Here is a 20,170-nt window from a genome sequence, read left to right as displayed (position 1 = left end):
GGGTCAGGGGCCGTTACAGCCATTGACCGCACGCCATTGCAGTCGTGCCAGCGAATTTATGCCAGCACCGCCACTGCCTTGATCTGTGCCCAGAGTTGCTGGCCGGGGTGCACGCCCAATTGGTCCCGGGAGTAGCGGGTAATCCGCGCCAGCAGCGGTGTACCGCCTGCGTCCAGACGGATCAGCACGTGGGCGGCGTTGTCCGCGCCCATTTCACTGATCACGGTGACCGGGAGGCGATTGAGGATGCTGCTTTGCTCGACGCTTTGCAGGCTCAGACTGACATCCCGCGCCTGAACCTTGCACCGTAGCGCCTGACCCAGGGTCATCGGTGAGTGAGCCACTCGAATGTTCAGGGTCGTGTCGGGCAGTTGCAGCGTCAGCAACTGGTAGTCGGCGTCATGGGCACTGACGCGCCCCTCGATCACCACGCCGGCGTCGTCGCCCAGCGCCAAGGGCAGGTCAAGACGGGCCAGGGTTTCACCGATAGGACCGCTGGCCAGCGCCTTGCCGTTACTGAGCAGGACGAGGTGGTCGGCCAGCCGCGCGACTTCATCCTGGGAGTGGCTGACGTACAGCACCGGGATGTCCAGCTCATCGTGGAGTCGCTGCAGGTACGGCAGGATTTCGTTTTTACGCTGGCTATCCAACGCTGCCAGCGGCTCGTCCATCAGCAACAGTTTGGGGCTGGTGAGCAGGGCCCGGGCGATGCCGATGCGCTGGCGTTCACCGCCCGAAAGATTCTGCGGAGGGCGATCCAGCAGGTGGCCGATCCCGAGCAGTTCAGTCGCGTGAGCCATGTCGACCTGGCGCTGTTGGCGAGGAATGCGCTTGAGGCCGAACTCCAGATTGGCCAGCACCGACAGATGGGGAAACAGGCTGGCTTCCTGGAAGACGTAACCCAGCGCACGTTTGTGTGGCGGTACGAAAATTTTCTTGTCGCTGTCCTGCCAGACTTCATCGTTGACCTGGATGAAACCCTGCTCGGCCTTCTCCAGGCCGGCGATGCAGCGCAGGCAGGTGGTCTTGCCCGAACCGGAATGACCGTAAAGTGCAGTGACTCCGCGGCCGGGCAATTGCAAATCCACCTCCAGGGTGAACCCCGAATACCTCAGTTTCAGACGCGTATGAATCATCGATCAGCTCCAGCCCGATTTGGTTTTACGGCTGGAGTAGAGCGCCAGCAACACAACAAAGGAGAACACCACCATCGCCCCGGCCAACCAATGGGCCTGGGCGTACTCCATCGCTTCAACGTGATCGTAGATCTGCACCGAGACCACGCGGGTTTTGTCGGGAATGTTGCCGCCGATCATCAGCACCACGCCGAATTCACCGACGGTGTGGGCGAAACCGAGAATCGCAGCGGTGATGAAACCGGGGCGGGCCAGCGGCAGTATCACGCTAAAAAACGTGTCCCAGGGATTGGCGCGTAACGTCGCGGCCACCTCCAATGGGCGAGTACCGATGGCAGAAAAAGCGTTTTGCAGTGGCTGGACCACGAACGGCATCGAGTAGAGCACCGAGCCGATGACTAGCCCTGCAAAACTGAACGTGAGGGTGCCGAGCCCCAGTGACTGGGTGAAGTGGCCGACAAACCCGTTAGGGCCGAGCGCCAGCAACAGGTAAAAGCCAATCACCGTCGGTGGCAGTACCAGGGGCAGGGCGACGATTGCCCCGACCGGGCCGCGCAACCACGAGCGGGTGCGCGACAGCCATAACGCAATCGGAGTGCCGATGATCAGTAGGATAACCGTCGTCAGTGACGCCAGTTTCAGGGTCAGCCAGATGGCGGAAAAGTCGGCACTCGAGAGCGTCATTTAGAGTTGGTAACCATAGGATTTGATGACAGCGGCGGCTTTTGGACCTTTGAGGTAGTCAACCAGTGCCTCGGCGGCCGGGTTGTCCTTGCCTTTGTTGAGGATCACCGCGTCTTGTTTGATCGGGTCATGCAGGTTGGCCGGAACGATCCAGGCCGAACCGCTGGTGACTTTGCCGTCTTTGTAGATCTGCGACAAGGCCACAAAACCGAGTTCGGCGTTGCCGGTGGAGACGAATTGGTAGGCCTGGGTGATGTTTTGGCCTTCGACGATCTTGGTTTTGACCTTGTCGGTCAGGCCCAGCTTGGCCAGCACCTGAGTGGCGGCCAGGCCATAAGGCGCCGCTTTCGGGTTGGCGATGGACAGATGCTGATACGGGTTGTCGCTCAGCACTTTGCCCTTGGCATCGACGTAACCTTCCTTGGCCGACCACAGCGCCAGGGTGCCGACGGCGTAGGTGAAGCGCGAACCTTTGACCGTGTCGCCTTCGGTTTCGAGTTTTTGCGCGGTGGTGTCGTCCGCCGAGAGGAACACTTCGAACGGTGCGCCATTCTTTATCTGGGTGTAGAACTGCCCGGTGGCACCATAGGAAGCGACCAGTTTATGCCCGGTGTCTTTTTCGAAATCGGCGGCGATCGCCTGAATCGGCGCAGTGAAGTTGGCGGCGACGGCAACCAGGACTTCATTCGCCTGGGCGGACCCGAAAGCGAACACTGCGAGCAGGGTTGTCAGGCAGGTTGGGGCAATACGTGAGGCACGAATGGACATGAAACGGCTCCGTGGTAGGGAAGTGCAACGCGGGGGGTAAGCGCTATATAGCGGAATATATAGCGAATAGCCTGTAAACGGAACGTGCTGGATGCGCGTTATTGAGGCCACGCATGAACCTGTAGCTGCCGAAGGCTGCGTTCGGCAGCTGCTACAAGAACATACGTTACCGACGAACCAACTTGGCCAATCCTTCCTCAGCCAGACGCCGGGTCAATTCAGCCGTGGTCATTTCCACGCCCAGCGTGAATGCCTGACCCGCCCACAGATTGCTGAAATCCGCTTCTCCCTTGGCCCGCAATGGCATTAGCGCACCACCCGCCAACGGGAAGGCCGGTGCTTTAGCGCTCATCGGCCCGAGTTCGCGCATCACCCTATTGAGAATTCCACGCGCCGGGCGTCCGGTGAAAATGTTAGTGACGGCTGTCTCACTTTCCTTGGCGGTGCGCAACGCCTTGTGATGAGACGCGCTGACCTTGGCCTCCGGCGTGAACAAGTACGCCGTGCCCACTTGCACCGCCGAAGCGCCCAACAGAAAAGCTGCCGCGACGCCTCGTGCATCGGCAATACCGCCGGCAGCAATCACCGGCACTTTCACGGCATCGACGATCTGGGGCACCAGCGCAAAGATCCCCACTTGGCTGCTCAGATCATCACTGAGGAACATGCCCCGATGGCCACCGGCTTCATACCCCATAGCGATGATAGCGTCACAGCCATGTTGCTCGAGCCAAACGGCCTCTTCGACGGTGGTGGCCGACGAGAGCACTTTCGCTCCAGTGGCTTTCACGCGATCCAGCAGGGATTTTTCCGGCAGTCCGAAGTGGAAGCTCACGACTTCCGGGCGAAACTCTTCGATCACTTCGCAGGCCGCGTTATCGAACGGCGCTCGATTGGACACCGGCGTCGGTGCGTCGAAGTCCACGCCAAGTTCCCGGTAATAAGGTTCCAGTAGATTCTTCCAGTCTCGAGCGCGTTGCTCATCGGCGGCGGGTGACTGATGGCAGAAGTAGTTGACGTTGATCGGGCGCTGAGTCTGTTGGCGAATCGTTTTCAGCTCCTCGCGCAACTGATCGATGCTCAACATGGCGGCGGGCATCGAACCCAGGCCGCCGGCGTTGCTGGCTGCGATAACCATGGCCGAACCGTTTGCGCCAGCCATGGGCGCCTGGATGATCGGCAGCTCAATGCCAAGCAGGTCAAGAATGCGAGTGTCTGGCCATTTGCTCATTTGAAAGGTTCTCCGACGTCATAACTGGGCAGGGACGGTAGCACCGGATTTGTATCAGCAATGACGGGCGCGGGGCCAGTCGAGTTTTCAGTTTCTGTGCCACTCTTGGCTTAAAGTCGAGTACGACGAAATGTTGCTATGTGCTATTTCCACTGCATCACAACTGAGTGATTCCATTAGGAGGCAGCGATGTTCAAAGGCATTTTGATCGACAAAGACGACGGCGGGTACCGGGCCACACTGCAAGAGATCAATGACGATCAACTGCCCGAGGGCGATGTGACGGTGCGTGTGGCGTACAGCACGCTGAATTTCAAGGATGGCCTGGCGATTACCGGCAGGAGCCCGGTGGTTCGAAAATTCCCGATGGTGCCGGGGATCGATCTGGCAGGCACTGTCGAAGTCAGTGGGCATCCGGACTACAAGGTCGGTGATCAGGTCGTACTCAATGGCTGGGGTGTTGGCGAAGGACATTGGGGTGGACTGGCGCAGAAGGCTCGCTTGAACGGTGACTGGTTGATTCCGCTACCCAAGGCGTTCACCGCGGCGCAAGCGATGGCCATCGGCACGGCGGGTTACACGGCGATGCTCAGCATCCTGGCGCTGGAACATAATGGCGTGACGCCCGATCAGGGCGAAGTATTGGTCACCGGCGCCAATGGCGGTGTAGGCAGTTTCGCCATCGCACTGCTGAGCAAGCTCGGCTATCGGGTGGTCGCGTCCACCGGCCGAACCTGCGAGCACGACTACCTCAAGCAACTAGGCGCCAGCGAAATCATCGACCGCGCCACGCTGTCCGAGCCCGGCAAACCCTTGGCCAAGGAGCGCTGGGCGGCGGTTATCGACTCGGTCGGCAGCCACACCCTGGCCAATGCCTGTGCCAGCACGAAGGCCAACGGCACTGTTGCCGCGTGTGGCCTGGCGCAAGGCATGGACTTCCCGGCTTCAGTCGCACCGTTCATTTTGCGTGGCGTGACCCTGGCCGGGATCAACAGCGTGACCCAGCCGAAAGCCAAGCGAGTACTGGCCTGGAATCGTCTGGCCAAGGATCTCGACTTCGCTTTGCTGCCGCTGATCAGCCACGAAATCGGTTTGAGTGAAGCGATCGACGCCGCTCCGCGGTTGCTTGCGGGGCAATTGCGCGGGCGGGTTGTGGTGGATGTGAATCGCTGATTACTGGGCTTCACGCTCCAGCAATTGCCGTTTGCGTTCCACACCCCAACGATAGCCCGACAGGTTGCCGTCGCTGCGAACCACGCGGTGGCACGGAATCGCCACCGCCAGAGTGTTCGCGCCGCAGGCTTGAGCCACCGCGCGCATCGCTTTTGGCGCGCCGATTCGCTGGGCGATATCGGCGTAGCTCGCGGTGCCGCCAACAGGAATCTCCCGCAGGGCTTGCCAGACCCGCTCTTGAAAAGCGGTGCCGCGAACATCCAGCGGCAAGTCCAGGCCCAGGGCCGGCGCTTCGATAAAACCAACCACCTTGGCGATCAGTTGCTCGAACGCGTGGTCGGCGCCAATCAGATTCGCACGCCGAAATTTGTCCTGCAGATCGCAGACCAGTTGGTGCGGATCATCTCCCAGCAGGATCGCGCAAACTCCCCGTTCACTCTGCGCCACCAGAATCGCCCCCAGGGAACATTGGCCGACGGCAAAACGAATGTCGTTGTTTTGGCCTGCTGCGCGGTAATCACCGGGTTTCATGCCCAATAGTTGATCGGCTGCTTCATAGAAACGACTGTTGGAGTTGAAGCCAGCGTCATACAGCGCGTCGGTCACTGAACCTCCGTCCGCGAGGCGCTCACGGACCCTGCGTGAACGATGGGCGGTGGCGTAACCCTTGGGCGTCAGGCCGGTAACCGCTTTGAACACCCGATGGAAGTGAAAGCTGCTGAGGCCGGCAGCGAAGGCCAGTTCGCTCAGTACAGGTAGATTTTCCGCGGTTTCAATCTGGCGGCACGCGGCGGCCACGGTCGCGGCATGTTGCGCGGCGACGTCGCTTTGATCCTTCGCGGCTCGTTTGCTGGGGCGATAACCCGCGGCCTGCGCCTGCTCGGCGGTGTCGAAGAATTCGACGTTCTGCGGTTTCGGCAAACGCGCCAGGCTGCTGGGGCGGCAGTAAATACCGGTCGTTTTCACCGCGTACACAAACTGTCCGTCTGCGCGGGGATCACGCGCAACGACGGCGGCCCAGCGAGGATCATTCTCGGTGGCGATCTTTGTCGAATGGCTTGTCATGGCTTCATGTCCTGACCTGTTTCATTCAGATTAACCAGCCGACGGGGTTGCTGCACCCTGGGCCTTGCGGTCGAATTCGAAAGCTTCATCCAGCGGTACGAAAGGTGAAGTTGATCCGTTGTTCGCCCATTCGCGGGTGTTGGCCGTCCTTGATCGGCAAGACGCCGTGATAACGCAAGCGATCCACACCGCCCCAGACCACGATGTCGCCATGTAACAGCGGTACCCGCTGGCTTTTATCGCTGCGCTCGAAACCACCGAACAAGAACATCGCCGGCAATCCCAGCGACACTGAAACAATGGGTGCAGCGTAGGAAACTTCGTCCTTGTCCTGGTGCAACGACATCTTGGCACCGGGAACATAACGGTTGATCAGGCAGGAATCAGGCACGAAATCCGCAAACCCCGCTTCCCGCGCCGCCGCTTGTGCCAGTTCGAGAAACACGTCGGGCATTTTCGGCCAGGGTTGACCGGTCTGCGGATCATTGCGGGTATAGCGATAACCGCTGCGATTGGTGGTCCAACCCAGCGCGCCGCAACTGCTCAAGGCTACCGACATGGTAAAGCCCCCGGGCGTGATCATCTGTCGAAACGGTGCAGCCGCCAGAACCGCGTCCAGTGCGGGCAGCAACTGATCCAGCCAGGGCAGGGCAAAGCCTCTGAGGACGCAGGATTGTTCGCCGATCCGATCGAGCCTGGGTGGCTGCTGGGGTTGCGCGTCGGCAAACAAGTCGAAGGTGGTCGGGTTCATGGGGTCATAACGCATCGTGAAAGATGATTCCAAGGGTATGCCGTTTTCCACTGTGCAGGCGACTCACGCCGTGGCGCAGGGTGACCCGGTAACAGCCACGAACGCCTTTGACCGGTCGTTGATTGACGGCAAGGATCAGCCCGTCGCCTTTCTTCAGGCCAATGACCTGGGGGCGCGACTGCATCCGCGGGCGCTGATCGGTCAGCACGAACTCGCCGCCGGTGAAATCGTCATCCGGCTCTGACAGCAGAATCGCCACTTGCAGCGGGAAGACGTGTTCGCCGTACAGATCCTGATGCAAGCAGTTGTAGTCCTGCGGTCCATAGTGCAGCAACAACGGCGTCGGGGGTTCCTGACCGGCGGCATGGCAGCGTTCGAGGAACGCTTCATGCGTTTCAGGGAAGCGGGTCGGCAGGTCCATGTGCTCGCACCAGCGATTGGCTATCGGCACCAGTCGAGGGTAGAGCGACCTGCGCAAATGGGCGACGACATCCGGCAACGGGTACCTGAAATATTTGTACTCGCCACGGCCAAAGCCGTGACGAGCCATGACCGCTTGCGAGCGAAACGGTTCGGGGCGGGCATACAGTGCGCTGATTTCATCGCACGTCTTGTGGCTTAAAAGCGACTTGATCATCGCGCAGCCATCCTGATCGAGTTGCTGTTCCAGTGTGGCCCAGTCCAGTCCATCGAGAGCGCGCACAGACCCTCGGCGCTGTACGCGAGCAGCAAGACGCCAAGGCTGGAAGTGCCGTTGATGAAGCGAATCGAGGAAGTAGACATGTTCTGACTCCTTAACCAAAGGTTGAGGTGGCCAGTCTAGGGCGCGGTGAGTGGGAGATCACTCCGGCGCTTGCGGTCGAATTTCAGATGGGGGAGCAGACGTCCTTGTTGTCGCTCCGGATCCCGTTACAGCGCTTTGCTGACGCTGATTTCGCTGATGACGTCTTCACTGGAACCATGAATGGCGTCCAGCGCGGCCTTGGCTTCTTCTTCGGTGCCTTTTTCAAGCTGGGCAAATTCGAAGCGACGCTCACCGTTGAGTTTGTATTTGATGACGTATTTGGTCGTTTGGGCCACGGTCATAGCTGCCTGGTTCTCGTGCTGGGTGTCACTCAGCTCAGTTTCGTGCTGGAGCGGCGGATGATCTTGATGGTGTGAGTCAGGGTCGGTGTGCGAGTCACGCTGATCGGCCGGCGGTTGACCGTGTCGATGGTGATGTTCCAGAAACCGGTGCTCGGTGCAGTAATCCGCGCCGGGAAAGTGTCGAATGCTCCGCCGTGGTAAGTGTGGCGACCACCATTCTTGAAGCTGCGGAAATTGGCGTCGTTCATCAAGCGGATGTTGCAGGTTTGGGAGCATTGAATGACGACGATGTCGTCTTCGTTGAGGTGCTCGCGTTGGTGGATAAATTTCATGAGGCGCCTCCAGAAGGGCTTTTTCTACAAAATCAAAACGATAGCATGGGCGATTGGCGCAGTTTATCAGCCCGAACGGGTTATTATCCGGTCGTCGGGGTCCGCTTTGACAATTAAAAACAGTTATACGGAATTCTATGAGCGATAAACGCAGTAAGCCTCGGAGAAAAACAGCATTTGTACTGTCGGAGTGTCTTTATCGGAGGTTTTGTATGAAGTGGGGTGTGCTGGTCCTGCCTATGGCGATAGCGATGAGTGGCTGTGCGAGTGTCTCTGAGATCAATCAGACGCTGCCCACCATGAGCGTGATTTCAGGCAAGAAACCTCACGAGTACGCGCAATGCCTGACCGAAAAACTGTCCAGCAGCCGGGGAGCCCTGCAAGTCGAGCCGCAGAAGGACGGTGTGCGAGTCATCGTGCCGCAGAAGTTCTCCTCGGGCCCGGCCGCGGTATTTGATATCGAAGACCGCTCCACTGGCAGCAGCATCAAGTTGCATGAGCGCATCTCCAATGTGCCGTTGCGCCCAATGGATGTACGCAATGCCGCTACTGCGTGCATTTCCGGCTGATAGACTGTCGCTAGTCAGCACCGATGCCGCCAAAGCAGCGCTTTGGCGGCATTGTCATTTCTGGAGTCGAGCATGAAGCGAGAGCAGGTACGGGAGTGCCATACAGAGGGTCACATTTCTGCCACCCACGTCATTCAAAATCCGGCGAACTCGGGAGAATGGATCGTGTTTTTCAAGAAGAGCGCCGGGCGCAGTTATTTTCTGGTCGATGATAACGATGAAGTCGAATCCTTCAGTCGTCTCGACGATTTGATCGAGACGGTGCGCGGCCTCGGGATCAAGTTCGCCGAAATTCACATGTAGGGCAGGGCGCCGTGGGAGCCTACAGAATTCGGAAAAAATCGTACGCTAAGGTTTTCCAACCTGCCGTAGCGGCCTGAGTTTCCCGTCTTCCAGCTTGCGGCTCTGCCGCCAGACGTAATTGCCGGTCAGGTTGATGTGCGCCCAGCCCAGCGGAGACAGGTATTGCTACAGGTCGGTATTCACCGGCTTTCCGGCGTCAGTCAGCCTTTGGGTTGCCCGCTCCAGAGAGATCGTGTTCCAGAGCACAATGGCGGCGGTCACCAGGTTGAGACCGCTGGCCCGGTATCGCTGCTGCTCGAAGCTCCTATCCCTGGTTTCGCCGAGGCGGTTGAAGAACACCGCCCTGGCCAGAGCGTTTCGCGCCTCACCCTTGTTCAACCCGGCATGCACACGACGGCGCAGCTCGACGCTTTGCAGCCAGTCCAGGATAAACAGCGTGCGCTCGATCCGGCCCAACTCCCGTAGGGCCACGGCCAGGCCGTTCTGGCGTGGATAGCTGCCCAGCTTGCGTAGCATCAACGAGGCGGTGACGGTTCCTTGCTTGATCGATGCTGCCAGACGCAGAATCTCGTCCCAGTGAGCGCGGACATGCTTGATGTTCAGGGTGCCGCCAATCATTGGCCGAAGTATCGGGTAGTCCTGAACACTCTGTGGCACATACAGCTTGGTTTCGCCCAGGTCACGGCTGCGCGGGGCAAAGCGAAACCCCAGCAGGTGCATCAGCGCGAAGACGTGATCGGTGAAGCCCGCCGTGTCGGTGTAGTGCTCCTAGATCCGCAGATCTGACTCGTGATACAGCAGCCCATCGAGCACGTAGGTCAAATCCCGCACCGACATTCACCACGCGGGTGCTGAACGGTGCGTACTGGTCGGAGATATGGGTATAGAACAGCCGTCCAGGTTCATTGCCGTACTTCGGGTTGACGTGCCCCGCGGTTGACGCGACAACTGCCTTGAAAAACGCTTGGCAGCCTGACATCAAGTTAGGGTGTAGCCCAATCTGACATCAAGGCTTGACGACCCGAGGTTATTAACTATGATTAGATTTAGATCGTAGTGATGCGCAGCGATTCAAAATATTGACCGGCGCCACAAAGGCAAGGACAAGTCATTGATGACTCGCTTCAATCAGACCGAAGCCATGCTGCTCGAACGGGCTGCCTCAAAGGTTTTCGGCACTCTGGACGACTTACTCATATCAGCCCAAGACGCGTTGACCAAGGCAGGTAATTGGAAAGATGAGGTGCAGATAGATGTGTGGCTAAGCAAACCATACTCAGGTACCCGCTGCGCCAGGTTACTACATGGGGTTCCATCACCCCGCTTTTGGGCCTCGCCTGTTAAAACCAACGTCTTGATGCCTGCAAAGGATGTCATTTATTTCTTTGGTGGGGCCAGTCGGGCTGAGCGGCTGAAAACGTCGTTGCATGAATGCTCAGGAAGAACCGGAGCATTGGTTGATGAGCTTTTCGTCAATACGATTCGAGGATCAATTGGTTCATGCCTTGATCAAGAATGCCGGCGACCTGTTTACCCGAGCCCCGCATTGGTTTAAATAGCTTGTCCACCTGGAGATTGCGCGGCTTGCCTCTGAAATTGATAGGCATGCTTGGTTTACCAAGCAACGGTCTATGACGCTTGCGAACGCCGCGCCCGTTTGGCGCCCAAGTGCACACAAATAGCATTTCGCAGCATTGGAGTAATTATCATGGCCACTACCGCCAAGACCCGATCCGTCACGGCTCACGTCCCTGTGCAACTGGCTGAGAAGGTCGATTTGATGGCTGAGCGCCTGGAGCGTTCCAAGAACTGGATCGTCAAGCAAGCCCTTTCTGCTTGGATTGACCAAGAAGAAGAACGCAGTCGCCTGACCCGCGAGGCCTTGGCTGATGTGGACGCCGGTCGGGTAATTGACCACCAAGCTGTCCAGGCTTGGGCCGACAGCCTAAGTACAGAGTCCCCGCTGCCGGTGCCGCGCTGATGGAGTTGAAGTGGACAAGCAAGGCGCTTTCCGACATTGCCCGGCTGTACGAGTTTCTGGCCACAGTGAATCAACCCGCCGCCGCGCAAACGGTTCAACAGCTCACGGCTGCTCCAAGTACGTTGCTGACCAATCCACGCATTGGCGAAAGGCTTGAAGAGTTTGAGCCGCGGGATGTGCGCCGAATTATTATCGGCCACTACGAGTTGCGTTACGAGATACAGGGTTCCACCATCTATCTGCTACGTCTGTGGCACACACGCGAGGATCGATAATGCGTGGATTGGACATAGAAAAACTCAACGCAGCAGTGAGCGGCATCCTGAGTAAGCACAAGGCAAAAATCGAGCCCCGGTGGACTCGTCCAACACTTCACCTGGTCCTTCACCAGGGGATGGTTGGAGGGGGCAGGCTCGCGCCCTGGACTCCGTTTGGCTTGTTGCTGGTTGGTGCCCTTGGTGACTACGAGAGCATGCGGCAATTTCTGTTGACAGCCACCACCGCAGAAATGAGTCGCACGATTATGATCAGCATCGCGGGGGGCTTCTTTTTCGGGGCGGTAGTGCAAGTGCTGGTCGATATCACCACACTTAAATTCCCTGGCTACAGAGACGGCATGCATCAAAGTAGATCGACTACCAACTGCCGTCTGGTACTGGGATTTGCCACCCGATGGTCGCGACTTGGCAGGCCGGGAGGTGACGACTGCTCGTTGTACACCGAACGCTGAAACACGCTGGGCACTGGACGATCTACTCAAGGAGCTGGCCCGTGGAGAGAACAAGGGTGGTTCCGACCTGTTAGACCGAAAGATCGCTCAATTGCTGGGGATTCAGTCTCAGCAACTCAAGCCCACGCAAAAGCTGGACGATGCGATCCGGCTGCTGTCGCTACGCTATCGTGGTTTGCCGTCCAGTTATGAGTGGATGTAAAAATCGAAGAGTCACCGCCTGGTTTCAAAGCCTTCGTGGTCGTGCGAGCGACGGCAAAAACGCCGTTGTTGAGGCAGATCCATGGCAACGTTGCTTAGTCGCGGGAGGCCCGTCCGAGGCCTTGGCTGTCACCATCACGGCCATCACCCGTGAGACATGGGCATTCACAACCTGAGTTGGCCCCTCATCGATACGGTCAAGACAGCCTTGAATATGTCCCGCCGCTAGCGTCCGAAAGTTTTAGCGTACGATTTTTTCCGAATCCTGCGGGCTCCCCTTACTTGCAGACCACCACGACGCTGCGGTTCTTGTAGTTACCGACGTCGACGCCCAGTGTCTTGTCGCTTTCCTTGGTCGAAGGTGTGCCGTCGGTGCCGACGATTCGATAGCCGGTGCCGGCGCAAGAGGCATCGGCTTTTTCGTAGCAGGTCGCCCAGGAGTTGGCTTCCCCGGAGCAGTCGATGGCCAGGGCTTGCTCGCCGTTGTTCAGGTAGGTCGTTTCGGAAGTGGCGCAGCCGCTCAGGGTCAGTACCGCAATCAGTGGCAAAAATTTATTCATGTCGTTGTCGTCGTCAGGATGATGGGGCTAAGCCTGTGACAGCGCTGGCATCAAAAGGTTATAGCGAATGGCCACTTCTTTGCAGGTAATCACAAAAAAGCCCTGCGTTACAGCAGGGCTTGGTCAAGAGTTGGACTCAGATCAAGTATTATCTTTGCCGCGTCGTTTGACGGTTGGGTGTTCTAGTTCCAATACGGATGCCACTTCAATCGCCAACGCTTCGGTAGGGAAAGGTCCGGCGATATTCTCGCCGCTGGCGCTGTCTACCCACCATTGCCCGTCTTTCGCCTGATTGATCAGGAACCCGTTGACACTTTTTGCTACCGACATCTATCTGCCTCGTTGGCTGGTTCAATTGCGCAATGATAGCGCCAAATGCACTCAACGGGGGCTGATGGTGTAGGGTGGTGCGATTCGCAGCCGTGCAGATCTGGTGGTCTGTGCTATCTATAAAGGCTGCGGAGCTATCTCGGGAACTATCCGCGAGAATATTTCTCTATGATGGCATTGGTTAGCTAGTGCGGGGCATTGTAAGGTGCTCGCCGCCTGATTAGACTGCGCCGAAACTCGTACACACAGCCCTTTCAAGGACTTATATGATCAAGAAATGCTTGTTCCCAGCAGCCGGTTACGGCACTCGCTTCCTGCCAGCGACTAAAGCCATGCCCAAAGAAATGCTGCCGGTGGTAAACAAGCCACTGATCCAGTACGGCGTCGAAGAAGCACTGGACGCTGGATTGACCGAAATCTCCATCGTCACCGGTCGCGGCAAACGCGCGCTGGAAGACCACTTTGACATCAGCTATGAGCTGGAAAACCAGATCAAGGGCACCGACAAGGAAAAATACCTGGTCGGCATCCGTAAACTGTTGGACGAGTGCTCGTTCTCCTACACCCGTCAGACCGAAATGAAAGGCTTGGGCCACGCGATCCTGACTGGCCGCCCGCTGATCGGTGACGAACCGTTCGCGGTAGTGCTGGCGGACGACTTGTGCGTCAACCTCGAAGGCGACGGCGTCCTGACCCAGATGGTCAAGCTGTACGAGCAGTATCGCTGCACCATCGTTGCGATCCAGGAAGTGGATCCGCAGGAAACCAACAAGTACGGCGTGATCTCCGGCGAGCTGATCGCTGATGATTTGTATCGCGTTCGCAACATGGTCGAAAAACCAGCCCCGGAAGACGCACCGTCGAACCTGGCGATCATCGGTCGTTACATCCTGACCCCGGATATTTTCGAGCTGATCAAACAAACCGAGCCAGGCAAAGGCGGCGAGATTCAAATCACCGACGCCCTGATGAAGCAGGCGAAAAACGGTTGCGTGATTGCCTACAAGTTCAAGGGCCAGCGTTTTGACTGCGGTGGCGCTGAAGGCTACATCGAGGCCACCAACTTCTGCTTCGAGAACTTCTACAAGACTGGCAAGGCTTATTGATAGCCTCTGACCCACTTGTATTGAAAAGCCACCTTCGGGTGGCTTTTTCATTTTCTGTCCCCATATCGTTTGCAGTGCTTGCCCAACGGATGTCTGCGGGTATGCTTGTGGACTGCCGAGGAGATTGAAAAAATGGCCTACGATTTTGACCTTTATGTGATTGGCGCCGGTTCCGGCGGTGTGCGGGCTGCGCGTTTTGCTGCCGGTTTTGGCGCGAAAGTGGCTGTGGCCGAGAGCCGCTACCTGGGTGGCACTTGTGTGAATGTCGGCTGCGTACCGAAGAAGCTGTTGGTCTACGGCGCGCACTTCGCCGAAGACTTCGAGCAGTCGCAAGGTTTTGGCTGGACGCCGGGCGAAGCGAAGTTCGATTGGGCGACGCTGATCGCCAACAAGGATCGCGAGATCAATCGCTTGAATGGCATCTATCGCAACCTGCTAATTAACAGCGGCGTGACCTTGCATGAAGGCCACGCCAAAATCGTTGATCCGCACCAGGTCGAGATTAATGGCGAGCGCTACACCGCCAAAAACATCCTGATTGCTACCGGCGGCTGGCCGCAGATTCCGGAGATTCCGGGGCACGAGCACGCGATCAGTTCCAACCAGGCGTTCTTCCTCAAAGAGCTGCCAAAGCGTGTTCTGGTCGTGGGTGGTGGTTACATCGCTGTCGAATTCGCCGGGATATTCCACGGTCTGGGTGCCGAGACCACGTTGCTTTATCGCGGTGAGCTGTTCCTGCGTGGATTCGACGGTGCTGTGCGCAAGCACTTGCAGGAAGAGCTGACCAAGCGCGGCATGGACCTGCAGTTCAACGCCGATATCGAACGTATCGACAAGCAGTCCGACGGCAGCCTGAAGGTGACCCTCAAGGATGGCCGTGTGCTGGAGGCGGATTGTGTGTTCTACGCCACGGGTCGACGCCCGATGCTCGACAATCTTGGGCTGGAAAACACCGGCGTCAAACTCGACAAGAAAGGTTTTGTCGAGGTCGACGAGCAGTATCAGACCGCCGAACCGTCGATCCTGGCGCTTGGCGATGTGATCGGCCGGGTTCAGCTGACACCAGTCGCGCTGGCCGAAGGCATGGCCGTGGCGCGACGCTTGTTCAAGCCTGAGCAATATCGCCCGGTGGATTACAAGATGATTCCGACCGCGGTGTTCAGCCTGCCGAACATTGGCACGGTCGGCTTGACCGAGGAGGAAGCCCGAGAGGCCGGGCACGAGGTGGTGATCTTCGAAAGCCGCTTCCGTCCAATGAAGCTGACCCTGACCGAATGCCAGGAGCGCACCCTGATGAAACTGGTGGTGGACGCCAAGACCGACAAGGTTCTGGGATGCCACATGGTCGGTCCGGATGCCGGGGAAATTGTTCAAGGCCTGGCAATTGCCTTGAAGGCGGGCGCCACCAAGCGCGATTTCGATGAAACCATTGGCGTGCATCCCACCGCCGCCGAAGAGTTCGTCACCCTGCGCACGCCGGTCGCGGGTTAATCGTCCTTTTGGGGCGCTGATGCTTCTGGCGCTGTCGCAATGACGGCCGCCAGGCGCACGCTCTCATCCAGGCTCGCCTGAGCCTTGAGCAACTCAATTGCCAACCCTTTATTTATCTGCGACTGCTCGTCGACGCTCTGCTTCAGCGACTGGCTTTCCAGCAGAGCCGCGCGCAAGCGTTCCTGGAGAAGGGTGCGTTCGCTGTCAATGCGGTTGACCTGTTCCAGCAACTGATCCTGTCGAGCATTGGTTTGTTTGAGTTGATCCTGCAGCAGACTCAGCTCTCTCAAGGTGCCACGGTTCTCCGTCAACAAGCGCTCGTTGTCGCGGTGCAGTTGCGTGATCTCATCCTGGCGCACCAATGCGCTCTGCTGGGCCAGGCGCAATTCCATCTGAATCTGCTGCACTTGGCTTTCGTGGCGGCGCTGCTCCTGCTCGCGCTGCTCTTTAACAGCGTTGCGGTAGTGTTCCAGTGCGTCGCGAGCATGCAGGTGTTTCTCTTCAAGGGAGCGGATCTGCTCGTCCTTGTCTTTCAAGCGTAACTCGAAATCGGCCAATGCCTGGTTCAGTCCGGCGTTGCGGGTTTGCTCGGTCTGCAGCATGGAGCGAGTTTCTTGCAGTGCCTCGGATTCCTGAGTCAGTGCCAGGCTTTGAATTTCGTATTGCTGATGCAATTCGGTATTGGCTTGTTGGGCTTCGGTCAGCTGTATTTCCAACTCTTTTCGCTGCTGGTCGAACTGCGCGCGTGCCTGGTCGATGGGTTCTTGCGCCTGCTCCTTGAGGCGTTGCGCCAGGCGTGAGACCAGGCCTGCCAGCTCATCATCAATGGGCTCAGAAGGCGTTTCGGCGCACTCGCTGCCGTCATCCAGCTCCTTCAGATAGCGGTGGATAGTGGTTTTTGAGCCGGTATTGCCCATCTCGATCCGTACCGCGTCGATGCTGGGGTTTTCGCCTCGGGCGAGGATCGCCAAACGTGCCGCTTGCACTACTGCTTTATTAACGCCGCCGCGAGCCATGTTTTCTCCTACGATTTCGTACTGTGGTACATACCACTAAGGTACACAGTGTACCATTCTATGAAGAAAGATAAAAAATGTAAGTTGTTGATACGGGATATACTGATATTACCCCGTGTGATAAGTGCTGTAGCGCGTTTTCACCCGCCAAAGCGGTACGTTTTAGAGAGTTGAGCCGATGAGTGAGCTGGATCGATATCTGCAGGCCGCCACGCGCGACAACACCCGTCGCAGCTATCGGGCGGCTATCGAGCATTACGAAGTCAGTTGGGGCGGCTTCCTGCCCGCGACTAGCGACAGTGTGGCGCGCTACCTCGTGGCTCACGCGGGCGTGCTGTCGATCAATACCTTGAAGTTACGCTTGTCAGCACTGGCGCAATGGCACAAAAGCCAGGGTTTTCCCGACCCGACCAAGGCGCCGGTGGTGCGCCAAGTCTTCAAGGGCATTCGCGCGCTACACCCGGCTCAGGAGAAACAGGCCCAGCCATTGCAGCTTCAGCATCTCGAGCAGGTGGTTGCCTCGCTGGAGCGGGAGGCTACAGAAGCAAAGGTTCAAAATGATCAACCTGCACTCCTGCGGGCCAGGCGAGACACGGCGCTGATCCTGTTGGGCTTCTGGCGCGGCTTTCGTAGCGATGAGTTGTGCAGGGTACAGATCGAGCACGTTCAAGCCGCTGTCGGCTCAGGCATTACGCTCTATTTGCCGCGAACCAAAAGCGACCGCGAAAACCTCGGCAAAACGTACCAGACACCAGCGTTGCAGCGCCTGTGCCCGGTGCAGGCGTACATCGACTGGATCACTGAATCAGCGTTGGTCCGTGGACCGGTATTCCGGGGCATCGACCGTTGGGGCAACTTGAGCGAGGAGGGGCTGCACGCCAACAGCGTGATCCCGTTACTGCGCCAGGCGCTGGAGCGCGCCGGCATTCCGGCCGAGCACTACACCAGTCACTCCTTGCGGCGCGGTTTTGCCACCTGGGCCCATCAGAGTGGGTGGGACTTGAAGTCGTTGATGAGTTACGTGGGCTGGAAGGATATGAAGTCCGCCATGCGCTATGTTGAACCCAGCCCGTTTCTCGGGATGACGCCCCTCGCGGAAAAAACCATTGGCGCTGCTAAGTAAGTTTTCTTCTATTAATACGTTCGGTTAATAGCGAAAACCAATGAGCAGCATGAGCTTTGCCAATGAGCCATCCGGTAATCGAGTCGGTAGGATTCACTCCATCAACTTCTCAACCAAACTTTTCAACCCTGACGGAGAGTCATCGATGCCTATCATCAACAGCCAAGTTAAACCGTTCAAAGCTGACGCCTTTAAAAATGGCGACTTCGTAAAAGTGTCGGACGCTGACCTGAAAGGCAAGTGGTCTGTGGTGTTCTTCTACCCAGCCGACTTCACCTTCGTTTGCCCGACCGAACTGGAAGACCTGGCTGACAACTACGACGCATTCCAGAAGCTGGGCGTCGAAATCTACAGCGTTTCCACCGATACCCACTTTGCCCACGCTGCCTGGCACAACACTTCGCCAGCCATCGGCAAAATCCAGTACACCATGATCGGCGACCCGACTCACGCCATCTCCCGCAACTTCGACGTGCTGATCGAAGAAGCAGGTCTGGCTGACCGTGGCACCTTCGTGATCAACCCTGAAGGCCAGATCAAAATCGTCGAGCTGAACGACGGCGGTGTGGGTCGTGACGCTTCCGAACTGCTGCGCAAAATCAAGGCAGCTCAGTACGTCGCTGCTCACCCAGGCCAGGTTTGCCCAGCCAAGTGGAAAGAAGGCGAGGCCACTCTGGCTCCGTCTCTGGACCTGGTCGGCAAGATCTAAGTCTGTGACAAAAGCATCACCAGGGCGGGTTTCCGCACCTAAGTAAGCTGCAACCGCCCTTTAAAAAACGCCCGGGCGAGATTCGCTCGGGCGTTTTTTTTCGAATCGACTTTTTACAAAATCAAGGAAATCGCCCGTATGTTGGACGCCAATCTTAAAGCCCAGTTGAAGTCATACCTGGAACGGGTCACCCAGCCGATCGAGATCATTGCCTCCCTCGACGACGGTGCGAAATCCCAGGAAATGCTCGCACTTCTGAAAGACGTTGCCAGTCTTTCCAACCAGATTACGTTGCTCGACAACGGTGACGATGCGCGTAAGCCATCGTTCTCGATCAACCGCCCGGGTGCCGACATCAGCCTGCGTTTCGCCGGCATCCCGATGGGCCACGAATTCACTTCGTTGGTGCTGGCGTTGCTGCAAGTCGGCGGCCACCCTTCGAAAGCCAGCGTTGAAGTGATCGAACAGATTCGTTCGCTCAAAGGCGAGTTCAGCTTCGAGACTTACTTCTCGCTGTCCTGCCAGAACTGCCCGGACGTCGTCCAGGCGTTGAACTTGATGGCCGTGCTCAACCCGAACATCCGCCACGTCGCTATCGACGGCGCACTGTTCCAGGCCGAAGTCGATGATCGTCAGATCATGGCCGTACCAAGCGTTTACCTGAACGGCGTGAACTTCGGCCAGGGCCGCATGGGCCTGGAGGAAATCCTCGCCAAAATCGACACCAGCGGTATCGAGCGTCAGGCCGAGAAGATCAGCGCCAAAGAAGCGTTTGACGTACTGGTCGTCGGTGGTGGCCCGGCCGGTGCTTCGGCCGCGATTTACGCAGCCCGTAAAGGCATTCGCACCGGTGTGGCGGCTGAACGTTTTGGTGGGCAGGTGCTGGACACCATGGCCATCGAGAACTTCATCTCCGTGCAGGAAACCGAAGGGCCAAAACTGGCTGTGGCGCTGGAAGAGCACGTCAAGCAATACGACGTCGACATCATGAACCTGCAACGCGCCGACAAGTTGGTGCCGGGTAAAAACGGCGAGTTGCACGAAGTCCACTTCGCCAGCGGCGCGACCCTGAAAGCCAAGACAGTGATCCTGGCGACCGGTGCGCGGTGGCGTGAAATGAACGTCCCGGGTGAGCAGCAATACCGCAACAAAGGCGTGGCGTATTGCCCGCACTGTGACGGTCCGCTGTTCAAGGGCAAGCGCGTGGCGGTGATTGGCGGCGGCAACTCCGGCGTCGAAGCGGCCATCGACCTGGCGGGTATCGTGTCCCACGTAACGCTACTGGAGTTTGATGTACAGCTGCGCGCCGATGCGGTCTTGCAGCGCAAGTTGCACAGCCTGCCGAACGTCACCGTCATCACCAGTGCGCAAACCACTGAGGTGATGGGCGACGGTCAGAAGGTCAACGGCCTGCGTTACAAGGATCGCCAATCGGAGGAGCTGCGTAGCGTCGAGCTGGAAGGGATCTTCGTACAGATCGGTCTGTTGCCCAACACTGATTGGCTCAAAGGCACCATTGAGTTGTCGCCTCGCGGTGAGATCATCGTCGATGCCCGTGGTGAAACCTCGATGCCAGGTGTGTTCGCTGCCGGTGACGTGACCACCGTGCCGTACAAGCAGATTGTGATTGCGGTAGGCGAGGGCGCCAAAGCCTCCCTGAGCGCATTCGATCACTTGATCCGGACGTCGGCCCCGGCATAAAACCCGACGCTGAAAACACAAAACCCCATGAGCGATCATGGGGTTTTTTTGTACTTCGCACATTCGGAATAATGAAATGGCTACCCCCGCCGCCCCCTGTGATCGCCCACTAAGCTTTCACAGG

The 20,170-nt window shown here is 57.9% G+C and carries 25 protein-coding genes and 1 pseudogene; 12 read left to right on the top strand and 14 right to left on the bottom strand.

The genetic code is table 11. The annotated features are described in order from the left end of the window. Positions 1 to 56 precede the first annotated feature (56 nt). The 4 genes from modC to QK293_RS04170 all read right to left on the bottom strand — a co-directional run bounded on the left by modC (position 57) and on the right by QK293_RS04170 (position 3,819). Complete coding sequence (gene modC, locus QK293_RS04185; protein WP_282375796.1) at positions 57 to 1,136, bottom strand: molybdenum ABC transporter ATP-binding protein; 1,080 nt, start codon at positions 1,134 to 1,136, stop codon at positions 57 to 59. A gap of 3 nt (positions 1,137 to 1,139) precedes the next feature. After that, the gene (gene modB, locus QK293_RS04180; RefSeq protein WP_282375795.1) at positions 1,140 to 1,820 is read right to left on the bottom strand and encodes a molybdate ABC transporter permease subunit; all 681 of its coding nucleotides are present in this window, start codon (positions 1,818 to 1,820) and stop codon (positions 1,140 to 1,142) included. Then, on the bottom strand, positions 1,821 to 2,588 hold the full coding sequence (gene modA, locus QK293_RS04175; RefSeq protein ID WP_282375794.1) for a molybdate ABC transporter substrate-binding protein: 768 nt from the start codon (positions 2,586 to 2,588) through the stop codon (positions 1,821 to 1,823). Between the two features lie 166 nt (positions 2,589 to 2,754). After that, on the bottom strand, positions 2,755 to 3,819 hold the full coding sequence (locus QK293_RS04170) for a nitronate monooxygenase (protein WP_282375793.1): 1,065 nt from the start codon (positions 3,817 to 3,819) through the stop codon (positions 2,755 to 2,757). Between the two features lie 189 nt (positions 3,820 to 4,008). On the opposite strand from QK293_RS04170, the gene QK293_RS04165 reads away from it, so the two are divergent. Then, positions 4,009 to 4,992, top strand: a complete 984-nt coding sequence (locus QK293_RS04165) for an MDR family oxidoreductase (RefSeq protein WP_282375792.1) — start codon at positions 4,009 to 4,011, stop codon at positions 4,990 to 4,992. Here the strand turns inward: QK293_RS04165 and ada are convergent, their stop codons facing one another. The 6 genes from ada to QK293_RS04135 all read right to left on the bottom strand — a co-directional run bounded on the left by ada (position 4,993) and on the right by QK293_RS04135 (position 8,226). Beyond that, positions 4,993 to 6,057: a bifunctional DNA-binding transcriptional regulator/O6-methylguanine-DNA methyltransferase Ada gene (gene ada, locus QK293_RS04160; RefSeq protein ID WP_282375791.1), complete on the bottom strand. Its 1,065-nt coding sequence runs from the start codon at positions 6,055 to 6,057 to the stop codon at positions 4,993 to 4,995. 85 nt (positions 6,058 to 6,142) lie between these two features. Further along, complete coding sequence (alkB, locus tag QK293_RS04155) at positions 6,143 to 6,823, bottom strand: DNA oxidative demethylase AlkB (protein ID WP_282375790.1); 681 nt, start codon at positions 6,821 to 6,823, stop codon at positions 6,143 to 6,145. Further along, positions 6,813 to 7,445 carry a 2OG-Fe(II) oxygenase gene (locus QK293_RS04150; protein ID WP_282375789.1) on the bottom strand — a complete coding sequence of 211 codons (633 nt, stop codon included), beginning with the start codon at positions 7,443 to 7,445 and terminating at the stop codon, positions 6,813 to 6,815. Before QK293_RS04150 ends, alkB begins: the two co-directional genes overlap by 11 nt. After that, on the bottom strand, positions 7,442 to 7,591 hold the full coding sequence (locus tag QK293_RS04145; protein ID WP_282375788.1) for a hypothetical protein: 150 nt from the start codon (positions 7,589 to 7,591) through the stop codon (positions 7,442 to 7,444). Before QK293_RS04145 ends, QK293_RS04150 begins: the two co-directional genes overlap by 4 nt. A gap of 126 nt (positions 7,592 to 7,717) precedes the next feature. Next, positions 7,718 to 7,894, bottom strand: a complete 177-nt coding sequence (locus QK293_RS04140; RefSeq protein WP_282375787.1) for a hypothetical protein — start codon at positions 7,892 to 7,894, stop codon at positions 7,718 to 7,720. 29 nt (positions 7,895 to 7,923) lie between these two features. Then, positions 7,924 to 8,226, bottom strand: a complete 303-nt coding sequence (locus tag QK293_RS04135) for a DUF1883 domain-containing protein (protein WP_282375786.1) — start codon at positions 8,224 to 8,226, stop codon at positions 7,924 to 7,926. 212 nt (positions 8,227 to 8,438) lie between these two features. Here QK293_RS04135 and QK293_RS04130 point away from each other — a divergent pair, with 212 nt between their 5' ends. Together QK293_RS04130 and QK293_RS04125 are read left to right on the top strand one after the other, a co-directional pair. Next, positions 8,439 to 8,795, top strand: coding sequence for a hypothetical protein (locus QK293_RS04130; protein ID WP_282375785.1), 357 nt, complete (start codon positions 8,439 to 8,441; stop codon positions 8,793 to 8,795). A 72-nt stretch (positions 8,796 to 8,867) separates the two neighbouring features. Further along, positions 8,868 to 9,098, top strand: a complete 231-nt coding sequence (locus QK293_RS04125; protein WP_282375784.1) for a hypothetical protein — start codon at positions 8,868 to 8,870, stop codon at positions 9,096 to 9,098. Positions 9,099 to 9,143: 45 nt separating this feature from the next. Here QK293_RS04125 and QK293_RS04120 read toward each other — a convergent pair. Further along, positions 9,144 to 10,029: pseudogene (locus tag QK293_RS04120) on the bottom strand (Tn3 family transposase); the annotation flags it as partial. Positions 10,030 to 10,212: 183 nt separating this feature from the next. Between QK293_RS04120 and QK293_RS04115 the strand changes: the two are divergent. The 4 genes from QK293_RS04115 (at position 10,213) to QK293_RS04100 (ending at position 12,011) form a co-directional block, all read left to right on the top strand. Then, positions 10,213 to 10,653 carry a hypothetical protein gene (locus QK293_RS04115; RefSeq protein WP_282375783.1) on the top strand — a complete coding sequence of 147 codons (441 nt, stop codon included), beginning with the start codon at positions 10,213 to 10,215 and terminating at the stop codon, positions 10,651 to 10,653. A 153-nt stretch (positions 10,654 to 10,806) separates the two neighbouring features. Further along, a complete protein-coding gene (locus QK293_RS04110; protein ID WP_277528272.1) occupies positions 10,807 to 11,079 on the top strand; it encodes a ribbon-helix-helix domain-containing protein in 273 nt (90 codons plus the stop codon). Then, a complete protein-coding gene (locus QK293_RS04105) occupies positions 11,079 to 11,354 on the top strand; it encodes a type II toxin-antitoxin system RelE/ParE family toxin (RefSeq protein ID WP_282375778.1) in 276 nt (91 codons plus the stop codon). The genes QK293_RS04110 and QK293_RS04105 overlap by 1 nt, the downstream gene beginning before the upstream one ends. Before the next feature lie 423 nt (positions 11,355 to 11,777). Then, complete coding sequence (locus QK293_RS04100) at positions 11,778 to 12,011, top strand: hypothetical protein (RefSeq protein ID WP_282375777.1); 234 nt, start codon at positions 11,778 to 11,780, stop codon at positions 12,009 to 12,011. 277 nt (positions 12,012 to 12,288) lie between these two features. Here QK293_RS04100 and QK293_RS04095 read toward each other — a convergent pair whose 3' ends face one another. Further along, the gene (locus tag QK293_RS04095) at positions 12,289 to 12,570 is read right to left on the bottom strand and encodes a hypothetical protein (RefSeq protein ID WP_282375776.1); all 282 of its coding nucleotides are present in this window, start codon (positions 12,568 to 12,570) and stop codon (positions 12,289 to 12,291) included. Positions 12,571 to 12,711: 141 nt separating this feature from the next. Then, positions 12,712 to 12,900 carry a hypothetical protein gene (locus QK293_RS04090; RefSeq protein ID WP_282375775.1) on the bottom strand — a complete coding sequence of 63 codons (189 nt, stop codon included), beginning with the start codon at positions 12,898 to 12,900 and terminating at the stop codon, positions 12,712 to 12,714. 266 nt (positions 12,901 to 13,166) lie between these two features. Here QK293_RS04090 and galU point away from each other — a divergent pair, with 266 nt between their 5' ends. Both galU and gorA read left to right on the top strand, forming a co-directional pair. After that, a complete protein-coding gene (gene galU, locus QK293_RS04085; RefSeq protein ID WP_282375774.1) occupies positions 13,167 to 14,006 on the top strand; it encodes a UTP--glucose-1-phosphate uridylyltransferase GalU in 840 nt (279 codons plus the stop codon). Positions 14,007 to 14,138: 132 nt separating this feature from the next. After that, on the top strand, positions 14,139 to 15,497 hold the full coding sequence (gorA, locus tag QK293_RS04080; RefSeq protein ID WP_282375773.1) for a glutathione-disulfide reductase: 1,359 nt from the start codon (positions 14,139 to 14,141) through the stop codon (positions 15,495 to 15,497). Here the strand turns inward: gorA and QK293_RS04075 are convergent. Next, positions 15,494 to 16,513 (bottom strand): DNA-binding protein, encoded by a 1,020-nt coding sequence (locus tag QK293_RS04075; RefSeq protein ID WP_282375772.1) that lies wholly within the window; start codon positions 16,511 to 16,513, stop codon positions 15,494 to 15,496. The two genes, gorA and QK293_RS04075, sit on opposite strands and share 4 nt — an antisense overlap. A 178-nt stretch (positions 16,514 to 16,691) precedes the next feature. On the opposite strand from QK293_RS04075, the gene QK293_RS04070 reads away from it, so the two are divergent. The 3 genes from QK293_RS04070 to ahpF all read left to right on the top strand — a co-directional run bounded on the left by QK293_RS04070 (position 16,692) and on the right by ahpF (position 20,046). Next, complete coding sequence (locus QK293_RS04070; protein WP_282375771.1) at positions 16,692 to 17,636, top strand: site-specific integrase; 945 nt, start codon at positions 16,692 to 16,694, stop codon at positions 17,634 to 17,636. A 145-nt stretch (positions 17,637 to 17,781) separates the two neighbouring features. Then, positions 17,782 to 18,345 (top strand): alkyl hydroperoxide reductase subunit C, encoded by a 564-nt coding sequence (gene ahpC, locus QK293_RS04065; RefSeq protein ID WP_007975937.1) that lies wholly within the window; start codon positions 17,782 to 17,784, stop codon positions 18,343 to 18,345. 138 nt (positions 18,346 to 18,483) lie between these two features. Further along, positions 18,484 to 20,046, top strand: a complete 1,563-nt coding sequence (gene ahpF, locus QK293_RS04060; RefSeq protein WP_282375769.1) for an alkyl hydroperoxide reductase subunit F — start codon at positions 18,484 to 18,486, stop codon at positions 20,044 to 20,046. Positions 20,047 to 20,170 lie beyond the last annotated feature (124 nt).

The sequence above is a fragment of the Pseudomonas sp. AL03 genome (genome assembly GCF_029960815.1).
In the GTDB taxonomy this organism is placed as follows: domain Bacteria; phylum Pseudomonadota; class Gammaproteobacteria; order Pseudomonadales; family Pseudomonadaceae; genus Aquipseudomonas.
This window is presented reverse-complemented; position numbering and strand designations above follow the sequence as displayed.